A 22,831-nucleotide genomic window follows, 5' to 3' on the forward strand; every position below is an offset into this window, starting at 1 on the left:
CCCGAAGAAATATTTCCCTTACTGCCCCTTGGCGCAGGAGATGTAGGTCTCGGCGTCCTCCCTGGACAATCCGTGTCCGCCGAGGATCTTGGCGGCCATGACCCAGACCTCAAGCCGCTCGTCATCGGTCAGATCGTAGCCCTTGGCAGTGATGAACGCCTCCATGCCAGCTTGGTCCGTAATGGTCATGGCCTCGGACAAAAGGGCCGGGTTGTTCATGACGTCGTTTACGAGGCGGGAAAGTTCATCCTGGCTCATGCGTTTCTCCTTGCGGTTATTCTACCTTGACGGCGGAGACGCTGTTCTTGGGCGATCCTTCAACCAGCTTGTCGCTGTAGACCATGTAGACGAGCACGTTGCGCTTCTTGTCATAGAAGCGCACCACCTGCATGGATTTGAAGACCAGCGAGGTGTTCTTCTTGAACAGCCGCTTGCCGTCCCGTTTGCCGTTTTTGACGTCTTCGGGGACCTTGATGGGCCCGGTACGGATGCACTCCAGCGAGGCGTCCGACGGGTCTTCGGCCACCCCGATCATGCCTTTTACCCCACCCTTGCGCGCCCGGCTCAGGTAGCAGGTCACGCCGGAAACCTCGGGGTCGTCGAAGGCCTCAAGCACGATGTCATCGTCCCGCGAAAACATGTGGAAGACCGTGTCCACGCTTCCTATGGTCTCCGAGGCCACGGGCGAGGCCGTGAGCATGCACAGGACCAGCGCGAAAAACACAGCCTGGACCGAGAAGCCGAAACCGGATCGAGATTTTTTCGAGTAAAAGTCTAGAGATTGCATGAGACGATATCTAGCAAGGGTTTTCCGAAAAGGCAAGGGAGAGGCATGGCGGTGTCCCCTCGCGTCTCAGGAGAGAGGCGATGTTAAGGAGAGGGGCTCTTGTTAGGTGACGTTGAGCGAGTCAAACCGCTTGGCACTGGCTCGCGCCAAAAGCGTGAAGACGAAAGTGAGAAGCCAAACTCAAATCGTGTGTTCTATCACGCGACCGCACTGTTCCGCGCTGGGCTCCAAGTCTGCCAATCCGAAGGCTGGATGAATTGCAGGGCTGGCGGATTTGCCGCCGTATCGTACGGAAGAGTGGGGCTTGTGCCGTTGTGATCGTCTATTCGGCAAGAATGCCGAGAGGTGGCTCCGGCTGGTAAATAGCAGAAGACGCGCGAGAGGCGGAGATCGGCGTCAGCCTGCGTCGATGAACTCGCACTCCATGGAGCAGTCGTCACGTACGGTGACGAGGGCAAGGGAGCGGGATTCGCCCAGGGAACCGGGGTTGAGCATCTGGACGCCCTCGACGATTGACCAGTCGCGCCTGTGGGTGTGCCCGTAGCAGATCAGGTCGAAGTCCGGGCCGAAGGCCTTGGCCACCTTGATCGGCACCTGGGAGCGCGGCCCCCAGCCATGGGCGGCTGCAAGGGTAATGGGGCCGACACGGGCCGTGAGGGTGTCCTGAAGTTGGGCTGTCAGTTGCAGGTCCCAGTCGCAGTTGCCGCGTACGCAGAGGAACCGGTCATGCTGCATGAAATAGGACCAGGTGGAAAAGGTGGTGATGTCACCGCAGTGGATGAGGCAGTCGGCGGGCGCAAGCCACTTGGCGTAAACGCGCTCGAGCCACGGCTCCGGGCCGGTCAGGTGGGTGTCGGAAATGACGGCGATTTGCATGAGGCTGAGGCCGGTTCGGTCGTTCGTTATTCCTCGACCTTCTTGGCCCTGAAGCGAATGTAGGCGTCGCGGACTGCGGCGTATTTGTCCACCGCGCCCTCGGTAATGGCTTCGTACTCGTTGCCCGTGAGTTGCAGCGACAGGTCGTTCAGGTTCTTGTAGGTGCGGATGGCCGCAAACTCGATGAACGTGAACTTACCGTAGGTGATCGGGTCAAGGTAGGCGTCGGCCACCCAACCCACTGATTCACGGATGGAGCTGGGGCCGATGATGGGCCAGACCAGGTAGACTCCGTGCCCGATGCCGGCCTTGCCCAGCGTCTGGCCGAAGCCGTCCGCTGTGGGCCGTTCAGGCTCCCAGTTGCGCTTCATGCCGGACGTGACGTCCGCCAGGCCCAGTGCGCCGAACGCGGTGTTGGCGATGAACTTGGAGGTCTCCATATAAGCGGCGTCGAACTTGCCCTGGAGCAGGTCGTTCACGAAACGGACAGGGAAGAGCAGGTTGGTGAAGAAGTTGCGGACCCACTGGCGTGGTTTTTCCGGCACGGCCCAGGCATAGCCCTTGGCGATCGGCTTGAACACGCCGTGGTACATGGCGTCGTTGAAGTGGAACATGACGAGGTTGAAGCCGTAGAGCGGATCAGCCACCAGCGGACCCTGATCCGCGTATTCGTCGTCCGCGAAGATGTCCTCATCCGCGGCGGTTCCGGTTGCGTCCTTGGCAGCTCCGGCTCCCTTCATACCCGAGAACTGGGCGACCATGCGGGTGGAGTCCCCGGATGGCGTATCGCCTGACGCGAGGGCAGACCCGGCCCCAAGCAGGAGAAGGGCGGCCAGTACGCCGCAGATCAGCATTTTGAAATTCATTGTATCAATTATCCCTGAACCTTGTCTTCGGAAGCGTCTACTTCACCCCGGTCAAGTTTCTGGATGCGTTCACGAATCAGATTGAGCAGATCCTCCGGGCTTCCGGTATCCAGAATCTCGGAGAATTGACTACGATAATTGGCCACCAGGCTGACGCCCTCGGCAACCACGTCGTAGATCATCCACTGCTCTCCAGTGTCCCTCAACCTGAATTCAACAACTATTTTTTTATCTTTGTCAATGATTTCTGTGAAAACTTTTGCTTTTTTCCCGGCGACAAGCTCCTTGTCGTACTTCACTTCCTGGCCTCCGTAGGCCGGGATGCGCTTGAGGTAGGTGCGCTCCAGAAGCTGGACAAATGCCTCGGTCAGGTCGCTTTGCATCTGCTCGGACATCTTCAACCACGGCTTGCCCACGGAGTACATGGTCACCAGCCGGAAGTCGATGTATTCCTCGGCGGTCTTGCGCAGGGTGCTGATGGCCTCGTCGTGTTTTGCCTCGTCCTGCAAGGCGGGATCGGACAGGACCTTGATGAGCTTGTCCGCGCCCTCCTTGACCCGCTCCATGGGGGTCTGTTTGGCGGCGGACACGGTTGCCGCGGCCAGGAGCGCGCAGAGGAGGACCAGGGGAAAGAGTATCTTCTTGAGCATTTATGTACCTTGTTGCGGGTCTTTTTGCTTATTTTACGTTGCCCAGAGCGAACTTGCTGATCAGGTCCTCTAGAATGATTGCGGGGTTGGTGTCAAACAGCGTGTCGCCCGGTTTTACCGGTTCGCCCAGACCGCCTGGGGAAATCTTGAGGTATTTGTCACCGATAAGGCCGTTGGTCTTGACCGAGACGATGGCGTCGTCGGTGAGCATGATCTCCTTTTCAATGAGCATGGTGACCGTGGCCATGCCCTTTTCCTGATCCAGGCCGATCTGCTCGACATAACCGATGGAGACACCGAACATCTGCACGGGCGCGTTGACCTTGAGGCCGGAGATGTCCGTGAAGTTGGCGTGGACCGGATAGTATTTGTCCGAGAACAACTGGACGTTGCCGAGCTTGACGGACATGTACACGATGGCGGCCAGTCCGAGGAGAACGAACAGGCCCACGGCGGTTTCCTTTTTCAGTTTCAGCATCTCTCACCCTTTCGGACAGTGTCTTTTTCGCCCATTACGGCGTTGCAGTTGCGTTTCATCATGCTCTGGTCGATGGGCGGCAACGTCAGCCTCGGCGCATCGCGTTCCGTGGCGATGCGGTCCAGGAAATTTCTCAGATACGGGTCCGTCGTCGCCTCGAGCTCCTCCAGCGAACCCTGGAAGAGGCACCGGGCCTCGCCCAGGACGACCACGTAGTCGGCCAGGCTGCGCATGCTTGCCAGGTCATGGGTGACCACGATCATTGTCATGTCGAAATGGCACATCATCTCAAGCAAGAGCTGGTCCAGTTCGGCGGACATGACCGGGTCGAGCCCACTGGTGGGTTCGTCGCAGAAGAGCACCTGCGGGTCCATGACCAGGGCCCGCGCCAGCCCCGCGCGTTTGCGCATGCCGCCCGAGAGTTCGTTGGGGTAGAGGTCCAGGGCATGCTCCAGGCCGACCATGGCCAGGCGGTCCTCCACGATGCGCAGGATTTGCGCTTCATTCAACCTGGTGTGCTCGCGCAGGGGCAGGGCCATGTTGTCCTTGACCGTGAGCGAGCCGAGCAGGGCGCCGTCTTGAAACAGGACGCCCGTGCGCTGGCGGATGCAGTGCGCCTCCATCCGGCTCATGGCGTTCGTGTCGTGCCCGCCGATGAGGATGCGGCCGCCCAGGGGCGGCTGCAGCTGGAGGATGTGCTTGAGCAGGGTGGACTTGCCCGAGCCCGAGCCGCCCACGACCATGGACAGCTTGCCGCCGGGAAATTCGATGTTCAGATCCTTGCAGATGACCTTGCTGCCGTAGCCGATGGCCAGATTTTCAAGCTTTATGCCGGGTGCGCCGCTCATCTTTCACCTACCACAACAGCGACGTGAGCACGTAGTCCGCCGCAAGAATGATGACACACGACTTGACCACCGCGTTGGTGGTCGACTGGCTCACGCCCTCGGGCCCGGCATGGCCGGAGCGGGTGTGAGTCCAGTATCCCTCGAAACAGCAGATGGTGCAGACCAGCACCCCGAAGACCATGGCCTTGATGAAGCCGCCCTGGATGTCGTCCCATTGCAGGGAGGATTCCACGCTCGACCAGTACACGCCCTCGTTGGCCCCCAGGAGCTTGACGCCGGTCAGCCAGCCGCCCCACATGGCGATGAGGTTGAAGAACGTGGTCAGGATCGGGAATGAGAGCAGGCTGGCGGCCAGCTTGGGGGCCACCAGGTAGCGCATGGGGTTGATGTCCATGATGGTCAGAGCGTCGATCTGCTCGGAAATGCGCATGACGCCGATCTCGGCGGTCATGGCCGATCCGGCGCGGCCGGTAAGCATGATCGCGGTCAGCACCGGGGCCAGCTCGCGGACCATGGACAGGGCCACACCCGTTCCCAGGAAGCCGTCCGCGCCGAAGGTGGACAGGGCGTAGTAGAGCTGCATGCCCATGACCATGCCGGTGAAGAGCCCGATGAGCGCGATGACCGAGATGGACTGGACGCCGATGAAGTAGATCTGTCGGACCGACTTGGCGAACTGGCCCCATCCCGCGAATATGAGCACGAAGGACTCCAGCAGGAACAGGGTCATATTGCCCAGTTCATCGACGAAATCGCGGCACATCCTGTACGGAACCGCAAAAGAAAATATGGATTTTCCAGCCTGTTCGGCCATCGAAAGTCCCACTCCCGGCAGAGGACTGCCCTTAACTTTGTCTTGCACCAACGGTCTGCGGATTTTCAACCGGCCAGCTTCGTTGGCGTTCCCCATCAAACGTTAAGAATTCATTACTGACACGTCTGTACCGAAATAGTGATGAAACGGCAAGGCTGTTAGCCCTTTCCGTCACTTCGTGCACCAGCATCGCCGGGGAACTAAACACGAAACAAGTTGTTCGTGCAACTTATTTTTTGTCTTTGCCGTTCTTTTTGACCCACCAGGACGGGTCCGGGCCGAGGAACCACCACTCCTTGTGATCGGTTCTGGCGATGGTTTCGGCCAGCTCGTGGCCCCACTCGGTGCGCACCCGCTTTACGGCCATCTCCAGCCACTCGCCCGCATACTTGTTTCCCATGTCGAACTCCTCCTTCAGGTTCAGGATGAAGTCCAACTGATCGGCGTCCTGGGCCAGTTTCGCCTCCAGGGTCTCGGTGGTCTCCAGCTCTTCCCAGTAGCCCAGGATTTCCTCCTCCAGCCCGGTGCCGCCCGTGGCGTGTTCGAGCGCCGTGGTGCGGTCCGACCTGTCGTAGATGCTGTTGACGTAATTGAAGTCCGCCGTGCGCGCCTCGTGAAGGTCGTGAAAGAGGCACATGTACGTGGTCCGCGCCACGTCCGCTCCGGCCATCAGCGCCAGCACGTGGCCTATGACCGCCGTGCGGAACGAGTGCTGGGCCACGTCTTCGCTGCCCGAGCCCAGAAACTGGTAACCCGTGCGCGGCGTCTTGCGGAGCATGCCGCACTCGTTAAAAAAATCGACTATCCGGGTTGTCTTGTCCCGGCCCTTCATGTCTGCCATGGAATGCCTCCGGCAAGCCTCTTCCCCTCTATCTCTCCCGCACGTATTGACGCTGCCTCGCGACGAGAGCGGAGTGGGGTGATGGGGTGTGCCGTGTATAGTATAATGGTATTATGTTAGCTCAGTAAAATGCTTCCGATGCCGTTACTTGTCCGGGAACCGCTCGGAGCAAAGCTCGCCCGCCGCGCCCCAGTTCTCCTTGGGGACCTCGTCGATGATCACGGTCACGGCCTCGGGCGGGCAGCCCAGGATGCGCGTGGCCTCCCTGGTCAGGGTTTCCACGAAGTCCCGCTTCTTTTCCTTGGGCAGTCCGGCCCAGGTCTCGACGCGCAGGATGGGCATGTTTCCGTCTCCTAGCTGCGGTAGTCCGCGTTAATGCTGATGTATTCCTTGGTCAGGTCCGAGGCGAGCAGCATGGTGCTGCCCGGCCCGTCGCCCACGTCCAGGTGGATGACGATGTCCCGCTTGGCCATGATCGGCGCTAGCAGATCGTCCATGTCTCCCGGCTCGGGCGTGCCGTTGCGGAAAACCAGAACGCCGCCGATCTTGAGCACCAGATCCTCGGCCCGGAAATTCGCGCCCGAGTAGCCCGCGGCGCAGATGATCCGGCCCCAGTTGGGGTCCGATCCGAACAGGGCGGTCTTGACCAGGGGCGAATTGCCCACGGCCCGGGCCACGAGCTCGGCGTCCGCATCGGTCTTGGCTCCGGACACCTCGATGAAGGCGACCTTGGTGCCGCCCTCGGCGTCCATGACGATCTTGTAGGCCAGCTCCTCCAGCACGCTCAGCAGGTGCTTGCGCAGCAGGATGTAGTCGTCCTCGGACTCGATGGCCACGCCGGACCTGCCATTGGACAACGCCAACACGCAGTCGTTGGTTGACATGTCGCCGTCAACGGTGACCCTGTTGATGGTCAGGTTCACGCAGTCGGAGAGCATGGTCTGCCACGCCTCGGCCGAAACGTCCGCGTCGCAGGCGATGAAGGAGAGCATGGTCGCCATGTTCGGGGAGATCATGCCCGCGCCTTTGCACATGCCTATCAGGCGGACCTCGCCGCCCTTGAGCTCGAAGGAGGCCTCGGCCAGCTTGTGGACCGTGTCCGTGGTCATGATCGCCTTGGCTGTGAGTTCCGGGTCGTCGCCCAGGGACTCGGCCAGTGAGGGCATGACTGCCTCCCACTTGGCCATGTTGAACTGTGCGCCGATGACGCCGGTGGAAGCGGGCAGGATTTCGTCCGCCGGGACGCCCAGCGCCCTGGCGGCCAGGTTCAGGGTCTCACGGCAGTTGGCACGGCCCTCTTCGCCGGTGCAGGCGTTGGCCTGGCCGGAGTTGCCCATGATGGCGGAAATTTTTCGACCGTCGGCCAGCATCTCCTTGCACTGGAGGACCGGCGCGGCCTGGAACTTGTTGGTGGTGAACACGCCCGCGGCCACGGCCGGGGTGTCGCTGACGATGGCCCCGAGGTCGAGCTTGCCTTCGTACTTGAAGGCGGCCCGTGCCGCGGCGAACCGGTATCCCTTGGGTATATTCATGTCGTGCTCCATATGGATTTTCGTGATTGAGGCATTGGTGTACCCCAGAGCGGCCCTGCTGAAAAGGGGTAACCGCTTGCCAGCGGTCCAGGGAGGGCGTAGTCAGGTGCGATCATGGAACCGCTGACAATCGCCTTCGTCTTCGCCACCTTCCTGTTCGCCGCTTTTCTCAAGGGAACCGCAGGGCTCGGTTTCGCCACCACCTGCCTCGGGGTCATGGCGGGCTACCTGGACATGCGCCTGGCCATTCCGCTGGTTATCGTTCCGTCCCTGCTCTCCAACGCCCTGGTCATGATCGACGCGGGCGGCTTCGTGCGCATCTTCCGCCGCTTTTGGTTCCTGTACGCGGCCACGCTGCCCGGCCTGGCCGTGGGGTTGTGGGTGCTGGGCGGCGGGGACACGACCCTGCCCAGGGCCGTGCTCGGCATCTCCATGGTCCTGTACGGCCTCTACGGGCTCTGGGGCGGCAGCTTTTCCCTGCCTTACACCCGGTTTACCGCCTCGGTCGCGGGCACCCTCACCGGTCTGGTCAACGGCCTGACCGGATCGCAGATCATGCCCATGCTGCCCTACCTCATGTCCCTGAACATCACCAAGGACGAGCTGGTTCAGGCCATCAATACCTCGTTTACCATCTCCAGCGTGATCATGCTCGCCGGGCTGGGCCGCATGGGGCTGCTTTCCGCCGAAACCATGACCGTGTCGGCGGCGGGCGTCATTCCTGTGGCCGTGGGCATCTGGCTGGGGGGAAAGGTCCGCCGAAAACTGCCGGAAACCGTATTCCGGAAGATCGTTCTCGGCCTGGTGGCGGTGCTGGGCGCGGCCCTGGTCGTCAAGGCCCTCGGCTGACCTTGCAATTCCCCGGGCGAGCGGGCATATATCCGGGTACGATCCCCGTTCCATCAAGGAGTTCCCATGCGCCGTAATACTTTGATTCCCGTCCTGGCCGTACTGGCCGCATTCCTGTTCGTCCAGTCCGCACAGGCCGGGCGCGAGTTGTTTCTTTCAAGCGGACAGAAGGTCTACGTGCCCGTGTATTCGCATGTCTACCAGGGACCCAAGAATCGTCCGTACAATCTTTCGGCTTTGCTCTCCATCCGCAACGTGGACTCCGAGCACTCCATCACCGTGTCGTATGTGCACTACTACAACGACGACGGAGAATTGGTGAAAAGTTTCTTCAAGGAGCCGGTGGTCATCCCGCCCATGGGCACCAAGGAGGTCTACATCCCGGAGCGTGACACTTCCGGCGGGTCCGGCGCCAACTTCACGGTCAAGTGGGAGGGGGGAGCGAAGGTATCCACCCCCATCATTCAGGCGGTCATGATCGGCACGGCCTCCACCCAGGGCATCTCCTTCGTCTGCGACGGGGTGGCCATCGAGGAAGACTGAGTTCCTCCGGTTCAAGGAAAACAAGAGGGCCGTTTCCATCTGGAAACGGCCTTCTCTTTCATTGTCGGTATCGCAACGCCGGATCAGGCGTCGAGCAGCTCCATGAGCCACTTCTTGATGGGCGGGGTCAGTTCCAGGATGCCCTTGATTCCCTTGATGTCTTCCAGCAGTTCCTTGACCAGCTCGTCCGGGATCTTCTTGGAGCAAAGCACGGTGGAGCCGTAGTTGTCCATCTTCATCAGCACGACCTTGGGCTCGTCCCAGGTGTCGATGGCGAAGTAGATGGAATACTCGCCGCTCTTGGTCACCGGGGACCGCATGGCGTCGCGATAGTTGTTGTTGCCCCATTCCAGGTACAGGGTGACCGCGTCCTCGTGGATCATGTCCCAGTTCACTTCATTCAACCACTGCTTGCAGGCATTTTCGTCACTCATATGGCTACCTCCGGTATTTTTCCATTCTTCCATGATATATAACAACGGAAGCGCTGTTCGTCCAGCATGCGGGGACAGCTAGGGGTCGATGCCCCCGGCCATGTTGTCCCGGACCACGTATACCAGGTAGGCGAAGGCGGCGAGCAGGGCCAGGACCACCGGGTCGCGGGTCCACAGGGCCCATGCGGCCACGAGGGCCACAAGGAGGACAAAGGCGAAGCGCAGCACCTTGTGTCGGTTCCACGGAGCCGCTGCCCAGTTCTTTTCCCATTCCACGGCGCGGGCTGCAAGGCGGAACCACCGGTTGTCCGGCGGCGTGGGCAGATCTGGTTCGAAGAAGCCGGCCCCGGCCACGATGAGCGAGGCGGCGAAAAGCAACGGGCTGTGCGCAAGCAGGGTGAGGGCGAAACCGGCCAGCGCCGCAGTGTGCAGGGTCCAGTTCCATGGCAGGCGATGGCGTTTTACGGCCAGGTCGAAAATCTCGGACGGGGTGGCTGTCATGGTCATATTCTATCCGCTTGAAGCTGCGCATTGCAACCGGCAAGGGGATTTTGTAGAACCATTGCCGGAGGAATACATGGATACCAATCTCATCAGCCGCGCCATCGCCGAACTCGGCGAATGCCTGCGCGCTCACGGCAACATGCTCGCCACGGCCGAGTCCTGCACCGGCGGGCTCCTTTCCAGCACCCTGACGGACGTTCCCGGCAGCTCCGAGTGGTTCGCCGGAGGCATCGTGGCCTACGCCTACGAAGTGAAAACCAAACTGCTCGGCGTGCCCAAGGAAATGCTGGAAGAGCACGGCGCGGTATCGGAACCCGTGGTGCGGGCCATGGCCGAAACCGTGCTCAAGACAGTGGGCGCGGATGTGTCCGTGGCCATATCCGGCATTGCCGGTCCCGGCGGAGGCACCCCTGATAAACCCGTGGGCACGGTCTGGATGGCCTGGGCCTGGGCAGGCGGCGTGCGCGCCAAATGCTATACTTTCAGCGGCGACCGCGCGTCGGTAAAGGGCCAGTCGGTCATGGCCGCCGTCAACGGACTGCTGTCCGTGGCGCGGTAGGCCTGGATACTGGCGCCTCGGGAGGGCCGAGGGGGAATTCCTCCAGGGCGGTGTAGCTGGCTCCCTCTTCGGAAAGCTCGCTCTGCCACAGGGTGAACCTGTCCACCGTGAAGCTCGGCCAGACGCCCCTGCACAGGAGCAGGGCGGATTCCCAGTCGTCGTTGCGGTTTTCCTTGATCCGGCCCAGCGTGATGTGGCTGGTGAAGGGCTGCTCTTCCGGCGCGAAGCCGATGGGCGTGATGGCCGCCGTGACGGATGCCGCCAGGTCGGCGCACGCCCGCGCTCCCTTCATGATGCCCGTCCACAGGACGCGCGGTTTTTTCGCATTGGGGAAATAGCCGCAGCCTCCCGCCCGGAGCGAAAACGAAGGATAGCCCACGGTGGACAGGAGCGTCTTGACCCTGGGGAGGGCCTCTTTGTCCACATGGCCGAGAAAGGCGAGGGTGATGTGCGCGTTGCCGCGCGGGGTCCACTTGATCCGGGAGGCCAGCTTCCGGTCGAGGAGCCTGGCCAGTTTTTCCGCTTTGTCGTGATAGGATTCCGGCAGCGGAATGCCGATGAAGAGTCGCATGGTGTAGTTCCTCCGCATTGGGGTGCGGGAGCGGGAAGACCGTGAACGGGAAATCGCCGGAGTGGGATTCGCGTTGTATGCACCTAGTCGGGAAAGAGTTTTATGCCGTTGCCTTTTTCCAGAAGTCCGGCCACAGCTCCAGGAGCTTCTTCATGGCCTTGCCCCGGTGGGAGCGTCCGTTCTTGACCTCCGGGTCCAGCTCGGCCACGTGACAGCCCAGTTCCGGGTCGATGACGATGACGTCGTAACCGAAGCCGCCCTTGCCCTTATACCCGTGGCCCACCAGGATTTCGTATGCGCCGTCGGTGTCGATCTCGGCCCCGTTGGGTGCGGAGGCGGCCATGACGCAGCGGTAGCGGCCGGTGCGTTTTTCTTCAGGCACATCCTTCATCTCGGCTAGCATCTTCTCGTTGTTGGCGTGGTCGTCGCATTCTTCTCCGGCATAGCGCGCGGAATAGACGCCGGGGCGTCCGTCCAGGGCGTCGATTTCGATGCCGGAATCGTCGGCCACGGCCACCAAGCCTGTCTTCCGGGCCACGGTGCGCGCCTTGATGAACGCGTTTTCCTTGAAGGTCTCGCCGGTCTCGGGGATTTCGCCGATCTCAGGGAATTCAGCCAGGGACTTCACAGTCACGCCGAAGGGCTCCAGCATGACGGACAGTTCCCGGATCTTTCCCTTGTTGTTGGTCGCAAGGACAATGGTATCCATTGTAACGTCTCGTTCTGAAAGGGTTTATGTAAAAACACATATTGCGAAAGCCCAAGGCACAACGGCTCTCGGGGCGCTCCGCAGCTTCATGTTGAGGGAATTACTTACTCGGAGTCGGGCGCTTCCGCAACCGCAAGCAGGGGAGGAAGGGTCAGGGTGATGGTTGTGCCCGCCCCGACCTTGCTGGCCAGGTCCAGGCTGCCGCCGATCTCGTCGACGATCATCCGCGTCTGGGCCAGACCCAGTCCGGAGCCCTTGTCCTTGGTGGAGAAGAACGGGCTGAAAATCTTGTCCCTGATCTCCGGCGGGATGCCGTGCCCCGTGTCCGCCACGGAGAGGGATACACCGTCCGGGACCCGGGCTACGGCGATGCGCAGCTCGCCGCCGTCTTCCATGGCCTCCAGGCTGTTCTTGACCATGTTGCTCAGGCATTGCTTGATCAGGTCGGGGTTGGCTTTGACCAGCGGCATGTCCGGCGGCAGGTCCAGCTCGGCCCGGACGTTCTGGTTCTGGCAGGGCAGGGCCATGACGTCCATGGTCTCGCGCGCCACTATGGCCAGGTCCACCTCGGCGACCTCCACCCCGGCCGGGCGAGTGAAGCGCATCAGGCTGTTGAGGACCTGCTCCAGCCGCCGGGCTTCATCCAGGATGATCCCGAGCTTGGAGCGCACCCGCGTGTCCAGGTCGGGTTCGCGCATGAGCGAATTGGCGAAGCCGCTGATAGTGAAGAGCGGGTTGCGGATTTCATGGGCCATATAAGTGGAGAGTTCGCCGATGGAGGCGAGCCGCTCGGCCTGTTGGAGACGGTTCTCGATGGAGGCGCGGCGGGTGATGTCCCTGCGGACGGCCACCACGTGGCTGACTTCCTTGTCCTCGTCCTGCACCGGGTGGGTGTAAACGCGAAAATACTGCACCCGACCGTCGCCGTTGATCGCCGTGGTCACGGTTTCGGATGGCTGGCCGGTGCGCATTGTGGCCGCGAAAGGATCGCCGTCCCCGCCGCACTTCGGGTTGGCGGACTGGAGAAAGAGGTCGCAATAGGGCTGTCCGATGATCGTTTTCTTGGTCAGGCCGGTTCGCATCAGGACGGTCTGGTTGGCGTCGAGGACCATGCCCTTCCTGTCCAGGAACAGGATTTCATGCTCCATCTGGTCTATTATCGTCTTGAGCATGTTCTGGGTGTGGAGCAGGTCGAGCTTGCAGGCCACCCAGATCTTGTTTTCGGTCAGCAGGTTGATAAAAAAGTTGGCCGCGCCACGCTCCACGAGGACGACGGAGGGGGGAAGGTAGGTGCGCAATTCGTGGACCAGGGCCTTGCGCCCGGTGGCCTCGATGATCATGTTGATCTCCGGGTGGCTGTCGAGCATGGCCTTGTAGCCCGCGTAGGTGGGTATGGTCCGGTCGCCGTCGTGGGCCTCGGGCAGCACGGTCTCGCCGGGAAGGGCCGCCGCCACGATGCCGATCTCCTTGCGGAGTTCCTCGTTGGAACGGTCCCGGAACATCTCCCAGAACGTCAGCAGCGCGGGGATGTCCCCGATGACGCCGATGGCGAACCGTTTGTTCTGGTTGTACGTTGCGCTGAGCAAGTTGACCTCCTGCCTGGCCGTGGTGCACTCTCCACCCGGGGCGGAGAGAAATCCCTGCCCATGAACCTAATCCATTTGTCCGTTCATATCAAAGGAAATGCCATGCCTCATTCTTCCGATCCCGTCCGCGTCTACACCGTCAGCCTCGGTTGCCCCAAAAACCGGGTGGATACCGAGCGGTTGCTCGGAACCCTGGGTGAGGCCATGGTCCCGGCCGAGACCGTTGACGGGGCCGACCTGGCCCTGATCAACACCTGCGGTTTCATCCAGCCCGCCGTGGAGGAATCGGTCGCCGCCATCCTGGACGCCGTGCGCGAGGCTGACGAGGCCGCCGAAGGCCATGGAATCCGTCCCCTGGTGGCCGTGGCCGGGTGCCTGGTCTCGCGCTACGCCGAGGACCTCAAGAGCGAACTGCCCGAGGTGGACCTCTGGCTCAATACCGAGGAGATCGGCCTGTGGCCCGGTATGGTCAAGGCCGCTCTGGGCGTCGGCGTGGAAGAGGACACCCCCCGCCGTCTCTCCACCGGTCCGGGACACGCCTATCTGAAAATTTCCGAGGGATGCTCCCACGACTGCCGCTTCTGCACCATCCCCTCCATCCGGGGGCCGCACGTGAGCTGGCCCGTGGACGTGCTGCTCAAGGAGGCCGCCGAGCTCGCCCGGGCCGTGCCCGAGATCGTGGTCGTGGGCCAGGACTCCACGGCCTACGGCTCCGACCTGGGCGGGGACAACGATCTGGTCCATCTGGTCGGCGGACTGGCGAAAATCCCGGATCTGCAATGGCTGCGGCTCATGTATCTCTATCCCGCCGGGCTGACCGAGTCCCTGCTCGGGTTCCTGCGCGACGTGGGCGCGCCGTTCCTGCCCTATTTCGACATCCCGCTCCAGCACGCCCACCCCGATGTGCTCGGGGCCATGGGCCGCCCCTTTGCCCGCAACCCGGAAAAGGTCATCGACCGCGTCCGTCGTTTCTTCCCGGAGGCGGCCCTGCGCACCACCATCATCGTTGGCTACCCCGGCGAGACCGACGCCCACTTCGAGCACCTGATGCGCTTCGTGGAAAAAACCCGCTTCCATCACCTCGGCGTGTTCCCGTATTGGCCGGAAGAGGGCACGCCCGCCGCGGTCATGGACAACCAGGTGCCGGACCACGTGAAGGAGGAACGCCGGGACGCGCTCATGGCCCTGCAGGCCGACATCAGCCGCGAGATCATGGAAAGCTACGTGGGCGAGATCCTGCCCGTGCTCATCGAACGCCCCTCGCCCGAATGGCCCGGACTCTACGAAGGCCGCGCCTGGTTCCAGGCCCCGGAGGTGGACGGCGTCACCTACGTCAGCGCGCCGCCCGAGACCGGATTGACGCCCGGCACCATCATTGAAGTGGAGATCGAAGGCGCGGACACCTACGACTTGTCAGGGCTGGCTTAGCTTAGGCTAGTCCTTGATAGGGGGGGGGGCGGTTGCTCGCAACGGGCTGCCATGGGATGCGCCTTTCAAAGAGAACGAGGGTTCGGCATTTCCATCCCCAAAAGCAGGCATGAATTGGAGGGGGGCAGACCTCATGCCGCCACTTCAACGCGCCGTCGTAATTCTGCTCGACCGGACGGGGTGAGTCTGGCATTTTGGTGAATGGTTGTTTGTAGGCTGTCTGCCGGTTGAGATCGGGCAATCCCGACTTGCGCCAGTCAGAGGTGAGCGGGCAACCTCCCGGCACTGCCCAGTCGGCGCAAAAACGCGCTGTCTCATTGCACCCGGACACGATGATAGCCATGCACCACCCCCTCTCCCATACCGGGCCGAAGCCCGTGCTTCCCCGCTCCATCCGAACCTTGGGCTGGGTCAGCTTCTTTACCGACGTGGCCTCGGAAATGGTCTACCCGGTGGTGCCGTTGTTCCTGGTCTCGGCGCTCGGGGCTCCGGCCACGGTGCTCGGCGCCATGGAGGGAGTGGCCGAAGCCGTGGTCTGCGTGATGAAAGGGGCCTCCGGCTGGCACAGCGACCGCCTGGGACGGCGCGTCCCGTATATCCGCGCCGGGTACGGGCTGGGCGCCCTGTCCAAGCCGTTGCTCGCCATGGCCCTCTCCTGGCCCCTGGTCTTTGTCGCGCGCATCATCGACCGCTCGGGCAAAGGGCTGCGCACCACGGCACGAGACGCGATGATCGCGGATGCGGCACCCGCGTCGATGGGCGGGAGGGCGTATGGATTTCACCGCATGATGGACACGGCAGGGGCCATCGTGGGCGTGCTGCTGTCCATGGGGCTTCTGGCCCTGCTGCCGGGAGCGTATCGCACCATCTTTCTGCTGGCCCTGCTGCCCAACGTCGTGGCAGTCTGGCTCACCTTCCGGCTCAAGGACCGTGCGCCCGCACCTGGCAACCCGGCCCCGGGCCGTCCGCTCCGCCGGTCACTCAAAGGCCTGCCGCGCGCATACTGGCGCGCTCTGATCCTCTTGTCGCTGTTCGGCCTCGCCAACAGCACCGACGCCCTCCTTTTGCTCAGGGCAAGGAATCTTGGGCTCAGCGATCTTCAGGTAATCGGCACCTATGTCCTTTTCAATCTGATCTATGCGGTCACGGCCTATCCGGCGGGCATCCTCAGCGACCGCTTCGGCCGCTGGCGCGTCCTGCTCACCGGGTGGACCCTCTACGCCCTGACCTATTTCGGCTTTGCCCTGTCCGGCCCGGGCGGGGTCTGGCTGCTGTTTCCGGCCTACGGCCTTTACATGGGCCTGACCGAGGGGGTGGGCAAGGCGATCATCGCCTCCGGGATTCCCATGGAGCGCCGAGGCACGGCCATGGGCTTCTTTCTCATGCTCACGGGGTTGCTTACGCTGGTTGGGAATCTGGCCGCCGGGCTCGCCTGGGACCTGATCGGACCACGCGCCCCGTTCCTGATGGGCGGCGCGCTCTCGCTCCTGGCCGTGGTCGCCGCAGTGATCTTGCTTCGCAGCCGAGACGTAGCCTGACCACGCGGCAACGCTCAGGCGTGATCGGCCGGAACGATTCCCCTCCCGGGAGGAGCGTCGCTTTTGCGCGGCAGGGTGTCTGAACAGCGAGGCTCTGCTACGGAACGTCAGATGTCGATTTCGATGCCGATGGGGCAGTGATCGGAGCCCAGGATATCTGGCTCGATCCAGGCGCGGACGACCTTGTCTCGCAGCTCCTCGGAGACGAAGAAGTAGTCGATGCGCCACCCGGCGTTGTTCTTGCGGGCGTTGAATCGGTATGACCACCAGGAGTAGTGGTGCGGCCCTTCCTCGAAGAGCCGGAAGGTGTCCACGTAACCGTGCTCGATGAACTTGTCGAGCCAGGCTCGCTCCACGGGCAGGAACCCGGAGCGTTCGGCGTTGGCCTTGGGGTTCTTGAGGTCGATTTCCCTGTGTGCGGTGTTGAAATCGCCGCCGACCACGATGGGTTTGTCCCGGCGCAGTTCTTCGGCGTGGGCCAGGAAACTGTCGTAGAAGCCGAGCTTGAAATCCAGGCGCTCGTCCGACATCTGGCCGTTGGGGAAATAGATGTTGAACAGGTGGAAGTCGGGGTATTCGAGATGGAGCACGCGGCCTTCGTCCTGAAAGCGCGGGTCGGGCAGGCCTGTGTCCACGGCCAGGGGCTCGGGGTTGGCGAAGCACGCCACGCCGGAGTAGCCCTTCTTTTTCTTGGACCAGTTCCAGTAGTGATTGGAGAAGGAATCCGGTTCGCGGTCCTCCTCGCCGAGCTGATCGGGGTGGGCCTTGGTTTCCTGGAGCATGACCACGTCTGCGCCGCAGGCGTCCAGCCAGTCCCGGAAGTTCTTCTTGATCACGGCCCGGTAGCCGTTCACGTTCCACGAGTAGATGATCATGACGATACCCTTTTCATGAAAAAGGGGGGAACCGGACTGCCGGTTCCCCCCTGTCGCCGCGCGGGCGGCAAAGATTACTTTTCGTTGGGGGAGCTGACCTTGATCATGACAAGCGTGGCAATGGTCATCATTAACCCCAGGAAAAACCAGAAATAACCCATCATCCTTCTAACCTCCGTTGAGTCTCTGTCAATGAGTCAGCCAATAGCAGAAACCGGGGTGGATGAAAAGGGTGCTTTCGCGGTCCGGACGGCTAAGGCTCGATGGTGGTGCCCAGCACTTCCAGGAACTTGCGCATCCATTCGGGGTGGGCGGGCCAGGCCGGGGCGGTGACGAGCTTGCCGTCCACGCAGGCTGAGCTGAAGGTCTCGTTGGGTTCGCACCAGGTGCCGCCCGAGCCCTCGATGTCCGGCCTGACCGCGGGGTAGGCGGAGCAGGACTTGCCCTTGACCACATCTGCGGCGGTAAGCAGTTGCGGGCCGTGGCAGATGGCAGCGATGGGCTTGTCCGCGTCGGCGAAGTGGCGCACGCAGGCAATGACCGCCGGGTCCAGGCGCAGGTATTCGGGTGCGCGTCCGCCGGGGATGACCAGGGCGTCGTAGTCTGCGGCCTTGATGTCATCGAAGGTGGTGGTGATCATGAAGTTGTGTCCGGGCTTCTCCGAGTAGGTCTGGTGGCCCTCGAAGTCGTGCACGGCGGTGGCCACGGTCTCGCCCGCTTTCTTGCCCGGGCAGACCGAGTGGACCTCGTGTCCGGCCATGAGCAGCATCTGGAAAGGCACCATGGCCTCATAGTCTTCGACGAAATCACCGACCAGCAGCAGAATCTTTTTCACAGACATGTTTTCCTCCATAGATGGGATTGGTAGCCTCCTATGTGATCAAACAGATGTTTTTTGTCAACGCCCCGGTGTGAAAGTCCGGTGAAGGTCGCAGCTTGCTCTCCTCCCCGGTCTGCCGTAAGACCGGCCCATGACATCCAGCGACATTCTCATCCTCGGCGCCGGGGCCTCCGGGCTCTACTGCGCCATGCACGCGGCCCGCAGGGGCCGCACGGTAACGGTTCTCGACCACGGGAAGAAGCCGGCCCGCAAGGTCCGCGTGGCCGGCGGCGGCAAGGCCAACTTCACCAACCTGTCGGTGGAGCCGGAGAATTTTCTCTGCCGCAATCCCCACTTCGTCAAATCCGCTCTGGCGCGGCACACCAACTGGGACGTGATCGCCTTTTTCGCGGAGCACGGCATCAGCTACGAGGAACGCGACCACGGGCGGCTCTTCAGCCGGGAGGGTGCGGGCAGGATGGCGGGCATCCTTGCCGACCAGTGCCACCGGCTCGGCGTGGAGCTGGTTTCGGAGCGACCCATCGACTCCGTAGAAGGGACGGGCCCGTTTCGGGTGCGCTCCGGCGACGAGGCCTGGAAGGCGGACAAGTTGGTGCTGGCCCTTGGCGGTCCGTCCTGGCCCCAGGTAGGGGCGACAGACCTGGGGTTCCGGCTGGCCAAACAGTTCGGTCTGCCTGTGGTGAGGCCGAGGCCCGGCCTGGTTCCGCTGGTTTTTCCCCGGTCGCGGCGCGCCATGTGCGAGGATCTGGCGGGCAACGCGTTGCCCGTGACCATATCCTGCGACGGCCACGCCTTTTCCGATGCCCTGCTGTTCACTCACAAGGGCGTGTCCGGCCCGGCTGTCCTCCAGATTTCCTCCCATTGGCGAGAGGGGAAAGCCGTGCTTGTGGACTTCCTGCCCGGAGACCCCATGGAGGAGCTGGTGGAGGCGAATCGCGGTGCCAATACCCGGTTTCGCACGTTCCTGGGCAGGATGCTGCCCAAACGGCTTGTAGCCCATCTCGTGTCCGGCGAGCTGGCGGAGACGCCGGTGAGCCAGTTGTCCAAGGCCCAGATAGAGGCGGCGGCCAACCGGGTGCACCGCTTCCGCATCGTTCCGGCTTCCACCGAGGGCTATGCCAAGGCCGAGGTCACGGTGGGCGGGGTGGACACGGACGCCATTTCGTCCAAGACCTTCGAGGCCGTGGACGTGCCGGGCCTGCACGTCATCGGCGAGACCCTGGACGTGACCGGCCACCTGGGCGGCTATAATCTGCAGTGGGCCTTTTCTTCAGGGGCGGCCTGCGCGGAGACGCTGTAGCCGAACGAGCTAAGGGAAAAGCTGGACTTTTCATCGAAAAACGCGGGATACTGGCGCGAGAAGAAACCACGCCTGTGGAAAACCGGCCCCTGAAACCGGGGCGCAGCCAGTCCATCACATCATGACGAAACACTGCTTCCGACTTCTTCTGCTGTCTTTGGTGGTACTCACGGCCACCGTGCTTCCCGCCGCTGCGGCGGGCAGGATCTACGAGGAACTTGCCGGCAAGTATCTTGTTCGCGGCTGGGACCCCGGCCACAAGCCCGAGGGAAAGCCCGACTATGAGGGCTGGGCCGTGCTCGAGGTCTGGGGAGACGTCCTGCACTACCGGGGCTACATGGACGAAATGACCTATGCCGGGGCCGGAATCTATGACGCACGCGGCGAGACCCTGAGCCTCTCCTTTACCAACGGCGACGGCTCGGAGCGGGGGATTACCGTGCTGCGCCATGCAGAGGGCGTTCTGGCAGGGAAGTGGACCACGGACAACGGCGGCGAGGGCAGGACCGGCACCGAAATCTGGACAAAATGGGGGCAGGAACAATGAAGACCAAGGAAGCTTACCGCTGCGCCTCCTGCGGAGCCCAGTCACCGCGCTGGCAAGGGCAATGCCCCTCCTGCAAGGAGTGGAACACCCTGGAGCCCGTGACCGTGACCAAGACGACCTCCCGGCCCGTCGGGGCCGCTGCGGCGCAGGACGCACCTCGGCCGCTGGAGGAGCTGGCCTCCGAGGACCTGCATTCCCGCCCGTCGGGCATCGACTCACTGGACGAGCTGCTCGGCTCCGGCCTGGTGCCGGGCGCGGCCATCCTGCTGGGCGGCGAGCCGGGCATCGGCAAGTCCACGCTGCTGTTGCAACTGGCGGGCAGCCAGTCCCGGCTCGGGCATACGGCGGTCTATCTTTCCGGTGAGGAATCCCTGCCCCAGCTCCGCTCCCGCGCCGACCGCCTCGGGTTGCTCGGGCCCGGCCTGCTGGCCCTCTCCACCAACAAGGTGGAGGACGCCCTGGCCATTCTCGACGGCCCGGAACCGCCTGAACTGCTCATCGTGGACTCGGTCCAGACCCTGGCCTCGCCCCTGGCAGAGGGCATCCCCGGTTCGGTCAGCCAAGTGCGCGCCGTGGCCGGTGAGCTGGTGGAGAAGACCAAGAGGAGCGGCACCACGCTGATTCTGGTGGGCCACGTGACCAAGGACGGCCAGATCGCCGGACCCAAGCTGCTGGAACACATGGTGGACACGGTCCTCTACCTGGAAGGCGACCGGAAACATTTTTCCCGAATTTTACGAGTGCTCAAGAACCGGTTCGGCCCCAGCGACGAGCTGGTGGTCTTCACCATGAAGGAGAAGGGGCTGGAAGTGGTGGAAGACCCGGCCACGTTCTTTCTCGGCGCGCGGGACCCGTCTCTGTCCGGTACGGCCATGGCCATGGCCGTGGACGGTCAGCGTCCCTTTGCCGTGGAGGTCCAGGCCCTGGTCTCCAAGTCCTTCCTGTCCATCCCCCGGCGGACGGCCCTCGGGTTCGACACCAACCGGCTGAATCTGCTCCTGGCCGTGCTGGAGAAGCGGCTTCGGCTCAACCTGTCCGGTTACGACATCTACGCCAAGATTTCCGGCGGCCTGGCCACACGCGACCCCGGCCTGGACCTGGCGGTTATCTCGGCCATTCTCTCCTCTTTCTATGATCAGCCCCTGCCCGAATCTTCGGTCTTCTGGGGCGAGATCGACCTCAACGGGCAGGTGCGTCCGGTGGCGGCCCACGATGTCCGGCTCAAGCAGGCCGGGCGGCTCGGGCATGATCCGGTCTGCCACAGCGGGAATTGCCCCACCCTGGCCGACCTCCAACGCATGCTCTTCGGCAGGAACGGATGATCTCCTAGTCCCCGGCGTGGAGGGGGAGGAGAAAGTGGAAGGAGGCCCCTCCGTCCTCGGGGGATTCGGCCCAGAACTTGCCGCCGTAGTGGGTTATGATCTGATGGCAGATGGGGAGCCCCAGGCCGGTGCCGCTTTCCTGTATCAGGGGCTGGGCGCCCTGGTAGTACTGCTCGAAAATGCGGTCGATCTCCTGCTTTGAGATGCCCCTGCCGGTGTCGGTCACGCGCGCCTCGGCCCAGCGGCCGTCCCGGATGCCCACGGCCAGTTCGACCCGTCCTTTTTCCGTGAATTTTGCCGCGTTGTTCAGCAGGTTGATGAAGACCTGCTTGATCCTGTCGCTATCGGCCCTGACCGGGATGGGGTCGGTGTAGAGGATGTGCCCCAGCTCCACCTGCGGCTTGGCGGCAAACTGCCCCTTCATGGCCTCGGCCGAGGCCCTCGCCACTTCGTTGAGGTCGAATACCTCATCGTTCCAGGTCATCTTTCCCGATCCGATCTTCTCCAGGTCGAGCAGGTTGTCGATGAGCCGCTTGAGCCGCAGCCCCTCGTCGGTGATGATGGACGCGTTGGATTCCATCCTGGTAATCACCCTCCTGGTTTGCGGGAGTGTCTCGCAGGTGAGGGTTCGGACGTTGGCCGCGTCCCGGCGGATAAGGCTGGCGAAGCCGAGGATAGACGTCAGCGGGGTCCGCAATTCGTGTGAGACCGCCGACATGAAGTCATTCTTGAGCTTGACGCCTTCCTCCAATCTGCGGTTGGCCTCCAGCAGCTCTTCCGTCCGTCTGGCCACCCTGTATTCGAGGTTCGCGCTCGCTTCGCACAGCTCCCGCTCGATCTCCTTCTGTCGTGTGATGTCCCAGAACATGCCCATGACGCCGATGGTGCGCCCTTCCTCGTCGCGCAGGGGGGCCTTGACCACCTCGATCCACTTGGAGCCGCCGTCCGGGCGGACATGCCGCTCCTGGCAGTTGAAAATCTCCCCCGTGGCTGCCACCCATTCGTCGTCACTCCGGTATTTTTTCGCCGCTTCCGGGGCATGCAGGTCATAGTCGTTCTTTCCTCGCAATTCCTCCAGAGAGAGATGCATGGCTTTGCAGTATGCGGGATTGCCATACAGAAAGTTGCCGCCGAGGTCCTTGCAGAACACGGCATGGGGAATGGAGTTGGCCAGGTGGGCGAAGTTGGCTTCACGGGCGGGGAGAAGGGCGGCGACTCCCGGGAGGCCGGACGTTTCCGTCTCCAAGCCTTTCCGGGCGGCCGACAAGAAGAGGATTTTCCAGCGTCGGTGCTCCGCCTCCGTTATGCCGTTGGCTTCCAGCAGCTCCGTTTCGGGAGTGCCTTGGAGTCCCTCCAGGACGATTCGGTAAATCTCGCTCGGCGTCTTGGAGTCTTGCATGCCCGCTACCACCGTTGTAAAGCAAGTAGGATCAGGGGAGATTCCCTACTTCTGAAGTTACGCCAAACTCCCCGTCCTGTCGAATCAGGTGATTTCTCGAGGAAAAAGGCATACAAGGCATGTCTCGGAGACCA

Annotated in this window: 27 protein-coding genes; 8 read left to right on the forward strand and 19 right to left on the reverse strand. The window is 62.6% G+C overall.

Features of this window, described 5'->3' with window-relative positions:
- Positions 1–18: 18 nt before the first annotated feature.
- From GM415_RS07335 to argJ, 11 genes are all read right to left on the reverse strand, one after another.
- Entirely contained in the window at positions 19–258 is a 240-nt protein-coding gene (locus tag GM415_RS07335; RefSeq protein ID WP_158947169.1) for a Nif11 family protein, read from the reverse strand.
- Positions 259–274: 16 nt separating this feature from the next.
- Complete coding sequence (locus tag GM415_RS07340; protein WP_158947170.1) at positions 275–787, reverse strand: CreA family protein; 513 nt, start codon at positions 785–787, stop codon at positions 275–277.
- A 396-nt stretch (positions 788–1,183) separates the two neighbouring features.
- Positions 1,184–1,663: a metallophosphoesterase family protein gene (locus tag GM415_RS07345; protein WP_158947171.1), complete on the reverse strand. Its 480-nt coding sequence runs from the start codon at positions 1,661–1,663 to the stop codon at positions 1,184–1,186.
- Positions 1,664–1,689: 26 nt separating this feature from the next.
- A complete protein-coding gene (locus GM415_RS07350) occupies positions 1,690–2,529 on the reverse strand; it encodes an MlaA family lipoprotein (protein WP_158947172.1) in 840 nt (279 codons plus the stop codon).
- An 8-nt stretch (positions 2,530–2,537) separates the two neighbouring features.
- Positions 2,538–3,179, reverse strand: coding sequence for a Tgt2/MlaC family protein (locus GM415_RS07355; protein ID WP_158947173.1), 642 nt, complete (start codon positions 3,177–3,179; stop codon positions 2,538–2,540).
- Positions 3,180–3,207: 28 nt separating this feature from the next.
- On the reverse strand, positions 3,208–3,657 hold the full coding sequence (gene mlaD / locus GM415_RS07360; RefSeq protein WP_158947174.1) for an outer membrane lipid asymmetry maintenance protein MlaD: 450 nt from the start codon (positions 3,655–3,657) through the stop codon (positions 3,208–3,210).
- Entirely contained in the window at positions 3,651–4,505 is an 855-nt protein-coding gene (locus GM415_RS07365) for an ABC transporter ATP-binding protein (protein ID WP_158947175.1), read from the reverse strand. Before GM415_RS07365 ends, mlaD begins: the two co-directional genes overlap by 7 nt.
- 7 nt (positions 4,506–4,512) lie before the next feature.
- Complete coding sequence (locus GM415_RS07370; RefSeq protein WP_158947176.1) at positions 4,513–5,319, reverse strand: MlaE family ABC transporter permease; 807 nt, start codon at positions 5,317–5,319, stop codon at positions 4,513–4,515.
- 229 nt (positions 5,320–5,548) lie between these two features.
- The gene (locus GM415_RS07375; RefSeq protein WP_158947177.1) at positions 5,549–6,160 is read right to left on the reverse strand and encodes an HD domain-containing protein; all 612 of its coding nucleotides are present in this window, start codon (positions 6,158–6,160) and stop codon (positions 5,549–5,551) included.
- A 144-nt stretch (positions 6,161–6,304) separates the two neighbouring features.
- Positions 6,305–6,502 carry a 4-oxalocrotonate tautomerase DmpI gene (gene dmpI / locus GM415_RS07380; RefSeq protein ID WP_158947178.1) on the reverse strand — a complete coding sequence of 66 codons (198 nt, stop codon included), beginning with the start codon at positions 6,500–6,502 and terminating at the stop codon, positions 6,305–6,307.
- Positions 6,503–6,513: 11 nt separating this feature from the next.
- Positions 6,514–7,692, reverse strand: a complete 1,179-nt coding sequence (argJ, locus tag GM415_RS07385; protein WP_158947179.1) for a bifunctional glutamate N-acetyltransferase/amino-acid acetyltransferase ArgJ — start codon at positions 7,690–7,692, stop codon at positions 6,514–6,516.
- Between the two features lie 114 nt (positions 7,693–7,806).
- Here argJ and GM415_RS07390 point away from each other — a divergent pair, with 114 nt between their 5' ends.
- On the forward strand, positions 7,807–8,541 hold the full coding sequence (locus GM415_RS07390; RefSeq protein ID WP_158947180.1) for a sulfite exporter TauE/SafE family protein: 735 nt from the start codon (positions 7,807–7,809) through the stop codon (positions 8,539–8,541).
- A gap of 66 nt (positions 8,542–8,607) precedes the next feature.
- Positions 8,608–9,084 carry a DUF3124 domain-containing protein gene (locus GM415_RS07395; protein WP_158947181.1) on the forward strand — a complete coding sequence of 159 codons (477 nt, stop codon included), beginning with the start codon at positions 8,608–8,610 and terminating at the stop codon, positions 9,082–9,084.
- Positions 9,085–9,167: 83 nt separating this feature from the next.
- Here the strand turns inward: GM415_RS07395 and GM415_RS07400 are convergent, their stop codons facing one another.
- Positions 9,168–9,518: a DVU0772 family protein gene (locus tag GM415_RS07400; protein WP_158947182.1), complete on the reverse strand. Its 351-nt coding sequence runs from the start codon at positions 9,516–9,518 to the stop codon at positions 9,168–9,170.
- A gap of 78 nt (positions 9,519–9,596) precedes the next feature.
- Positions 9,597–10,025, reverse strand: coding sequence for a hypothetical protein (locus GM415_RS07405; RefSeq protein ID WP_242012398.1), 429 nt, complete (start codon positions 10,023–10,025; stop codon positions 9,597–9,599).
- Positions 10,026–10,095: 70 nt separating this feature from the next.
- On the opposite strand from GM415_RS07405, the gene GM415_RS07410 reads away from it, so the two are divergent.
- Positions 10,096–10,581 (forward strand): CinA family protein, encoded by a 486-nt coding sequence (locus tag GM415_RS07410; RefSeq protein WP_158947183.1) that lies wholly within the window; start codon positions 10,096–10,098, stop codon positions 10,579–10,581.
- On the opposite strand, the gene thpR is transcribed toward GM415_RS07410, so the two are convergent.
- The 3 genes from thpR to GM415_RS07425 all read right to left on the reverse strand — a co-directional run bounded on the left by thpR (position 10,553) and on the right by GM415_RS07425 (position 13,447).
- Positions 10,553–11,152 (reverse strand): RNA 2',3'-cyclic phosphodiesterase, encoded by a 600-nt coding sequence (gene thpR / locus GM415_RS07415; RefSeq protein WP_158947184.1) that lies wholly within the window; start codon positions 11,150–11,152, stop codon positions 10,553–10,555. The genes GM415_RS07410 and thpR overlap by 29 nt on opposite strands.
- Positions 11,153–11,252: 100 nt before the next feature.
- Positions 11,253–11,861, reverse strand: a complete 609-nt coding sequence (rdgB, locus tag GM415_RS07420; protein ID WP_158947185.1) for an RdgB/HAM1 family non-canonical purine NTP pyrophosphatase — start codon at positions 11,859–11,861, stop codon at positions 11,253–11,255.
- 104 nt (positions 11,862–11,965) lie between these two features.
- Positions 11,966–13,447: a two-component system sensor histidine kinase NtrB gene (locus tag GM415_RS07425; RefSeq protein ID WP_242012399.1), complete on the reverse strand. Its 1,482-nt coding sequence runs from the start codon at positions 13,445–13,447 to the stop codon at positions 11,966–11,968.
- 102 nt (positions 13,448–13,549) lie between these two features.
- On the opposite strand from GM415_RS07425, the gene rimO reads away from it, so the two are divergent.
- Both rimO and GM415_RS07435 read left to right on the forward strand, forming a co-directional pair.
- A complete protein-coding gene (gene rimO, locus GM415_RS07430) occupies positions 13,550–14,875 on the forward strand; it encodes a 30S ribosomal protein S12 methylthiotransferase RimO (protein WP_158947186.1) in 1,326 nt (441 codons plus the stop codon).
- 341 nt (positions 14,876–15,216) lie between these two features.
- Complete coding sequence (locus tag GM415_RS07435; RefSeq protein WP_158947187.1) at positions 15,217–16,413, forward strand: MFS transporter; 1,197 nt, start codon at positions 15,217–15,219, stop codon at positions 16,411–16,413.
- 107 nt (positions 16,414–16,520) lie between these two features.
- On the opposite strand, the gene GM415_RS07440 is transcribed toward GM415_RS07435, so the two are convergent.
- Positions 16,521–17,288, reverse strand: coding sequence for an exodeoxyribonuclease III (locus GM415_RS07440; RefSeq protein WP_158947188.1), 768 nt, complete (start codon positions 17,286–17,288; stop codon positions 16,521–16,523).
- 253 nt (positions 17,289–17,541) lie between these two features.
- Complete coding sequence (locus GM415_RS07445) at positions 17,542–18,129, reverse strand: DJ-1/PfpI family protein (RefSeq protein ID WP_158947189.1); 588 nt, start codon at positions 18,127–18,129, stop codon at positions 17,542–17,544.
- 130 nt (positions 18,130–18,259) lie between these two features.
- Here GM415_RS07445 and GM415_RS07450 point away from each other — a divergent pair, with 130 nt between their 5' ends.
- The 3 genes from GM415_RS07450 (at position 18,260) to radA (ending at position 21,298) form a co-directional block, all read left to right on the forward strand.
- Positions 18,260–19,429 (forward strand): BaiN/RdsA family NAD(P)/FAD-dependent oxidoreductase, encoded by a 1,170-nt coding sequence (locus GM415_RS07450; protein ID WP_158947190.1) that lies wholly within the window; start codon positions 18,260–18,262, stop codon positions 19,427–19,429.
- A 121-nt stretch (positions 19,430–19,550) separates the two neighbouring features.
- On the forward strand, positions 19,551–19,976 hold the full coding sequence (locus GM415_RS07455; protein WP_158947191.1) for a hypothetical protein: 426 nt from the start codon (positions 19,551–19,553) through the stop codon (positions 19,974–19,976).
- On the forward strand, positions 19,973–21,298 hold the full coding sequence (gene radA, locus GM415_RS07460) for a DNA repair protein RadA (RefSeq protein WP_158947192.1): 1,326 nt from the start codon (positions 19,973–19,975) through the stop codon (positions 21,296–21,298). Before GM415_RS07455 ends, radA begins: the two co-directional genes overlap by 4 nt.
- A 4-nt stretch (positions 21,299–21,302) precedes the next feature.
- Here radA and GM415_RS07465 read toward each other — a convergent pair whose 3' ends face one another.
- On the reverse strand, positions 21,303–22,697 hold the full coding sequence (locus GM415_RS07465; RefSeq protein WP_158947193.1) for a PAS domain-containing sensor histidine kinase: 1,395 nt from the start codon (positions 22,695–22,697) through the stop codon (positions 21,303–21,305).
- Between the last annotated feature and the right edge of the window lie 134 nt (positions 22,698–22,831).

Origin of the sequence: Pseudodesulfovibrio cashew (assembly GCF_009762795.1) — a bacterium.
Classification (GTDB): Bacteria; Desulfobacterota; Desulfovibrionia; order Desulfovibrionales; family Desulfovibrionaceae; genus Pseudodesulfovibrio; species Pseudodesulfovibrio cashew.

What these genes read in the sequence shown, in the direction of transcription:
- rdgB (WP_158947185.1), bottom strand. Translation starts at nt 11,861, where the DNA reads ATGGATACCATTGTCCTTGCGACCAACAACAAGGGAAAGATCCGGGAA.
- GM415_RS07395 (WP_158947181.1), top strand. Translation starts at nt 8,608, where the DNA reads ATGCGCCGTAATACTTTGATTCCCGTCCTGGCCGTACTGGCCGCATTC.
- GM415_RS07440 (WP_158947188.1), bottom strand. Translation starts at nt 17,288, where the DNA reads ATGATCATCTACTCGTGGAACGTGAACGGCTACCGGGCCGTGATCAAG.
- mlaD (WP_158947174.1), bottom strand. Translation starts at nt 3,657, where the DNA reads ATGCTGAAACTGAAAAAGGAAACCGCCGTGGGCCTGTTCGTTCTCCTC.
- dmpI (WP_158947178.1), bottom strand. Translation starts at nt 6,502, where the DNA reads ATGCCCATCCTGCGCGTCGAGACCTGGGCCGGACTGCCCAAGGAAAAG.
- GM415_RS07450 (WP_158947190.1), top strand. Translation starts at nt 18,260, where the DNA reads ATGACATCCAGCGACATTCTCATCCTCGGCGCCGGGGCCTCCGGGCTC.
- GM415_RS07355 (WP_158947173.1), bottom strand. Translation starts at nt 3,179, where the DNA reads ATGCTCAAGAAGATACTCTTTCCCCTGGTCCTCCTCTGCGCGCTCCTG.
- GM415_RS07405 (WP_242012398.1), bottom strand. Translation starts at nt 10,025, where the DNA reads ATGACCATGACAGCCACCCCGTCCGAGATTTTCGACCTGGCCGTAAAA.
- GM415_RS07365 (WP_158947175.1), bottom strand. Translation starts at nt 4,505, where the DNA reads ATGAGCGGCGCACCCGGCATAAAGCTTGAAAATCTGGCCATCGGCTAC.
- GM415_RS07435 (WP_158947187.1), top strand. Translation starts at nt 15,217, where the DNA reads ATGCACCACCCCCTCTCCCATACCGGGCCGAAGCCCGTGCTTCCCCGC.
- radA (WP_158947192.1), top strand. Translation starts at nt 19,973, where the DNA reads ATGAAGACCAAGGAAGCTTACCGCTGCGCCTCCTGCGGAGCCCAGTCA.
- rimO (WP_158947186.1), top strand. Translation starts at nt 13,550, where the DNA reads ATGCCTCATTCTTCCGATCCCGTCCGCGTCTACACCGTCAGCCTCGGT.
- GM415_RS07340 (WP_158947170.1), bottom strand. Translation starts at nt 787, where the DNA reads ATGCAATCTCTAGACTTTTACTCGAAAAAATCTCGATCCGGTTTCGGC.
- GM415_RS07335 (WP_158947169.1), bottom strand. Translation starts at nt 258, where the DNA reads ATGAGCCAGGATGAACTTTCCCGCCTCGTAAACGACGTCATGAACAAC.
- GM415_RS07465 (WP_158947193.1), bottom strand. Translation starts at nt 22,697, where the DNA reads ATGCAAGACTCCAAGACGCCGAGCGAGATTTACCGAATCGTCCTGGAG.
- GM415_RS07455 (WP_158947191.1), top strand. Translation starts at nt 19,551, where the DNA reads ATGACGAAACACTGCTTCCGACTTCTTCTGCTGTCTTTGGTGGTACTC.
- GM415_RS07445 (WP_158947189.1), bottom strand. Translation starts at nt 18,129, where the DNA reads ATGTCTGTGAAAAAGATTCTGCTGCTGGTCGGTGATTTCGTCGAAGAC.
- GM415_RS07370 (WP_158947176.1), bottom strand. Translation starts at nt 5,319, where the DNA reads ATGGCCGAACAGGCTGGAAAATCCATATTTTCTTTTGCGGTTCCGTAC.
- GM415_RS07350 (WP_158947172.1), bottom strand. Translation starts at nt 2,529, where the DNA reads ATGAATTTCAAAATGCTGATCTGCGGCGTACTGGCCGCCCTTCTCCTG.
- GM415_RS07400 (WP_158947182.1), bottom strand. Translation starts at nt 9,518, where the DNA reads ATGAGTGACGAAAATGCCTGCAAGCAGTGGTTGAATGAAGTGAACTGG.
- argJ (WP_158947179.1), bottom strand. Translation starts at nt 7,692, where the DNA reads ATGAATATACCCAAGGGATACCGGTTCGCCGCGGCACGGGCCGCCTTC.
- thpR (WP_158947184.1), bottom strand. Translation starts at nt 11,152, where the DNA reads ATGCGACTCTTCATCGGCATTCCGCTGCCGGAATCCTATCACGACAAA.
- GM415_RS07410 (WP_158947183.1), top strand. Translation starts at nt 10,096, where the DNA reads ATGGATACCAATCTCATCAGCCGCGCCATCGCCGAACTCGGCGAATGC.
- GM415_RS07375 (WP_158947177.1), bottom strand. Translation starts at nt 6,160, where the DNA reads ATGGCAGACATGAAGGGCCGGGACAAGACAACCCGGATAGTCGATTTT.
- GM415_RS07345 (WP_158947171.1), bottom strand. Translation starts at nt 1,663, where the DNA reads ATGCAAATCGCCGTCATTTCCGACACCCACCTGACCGGCCCGGAGCCG.
- GM415_RS07390 (WP_158947180.1), top strand. Translation starts at nt 7,807, where the DNA reads ATGGAACCGCTGACAATCGCCTTCGTCTTCGCCACCTTCCTGTTCGCC.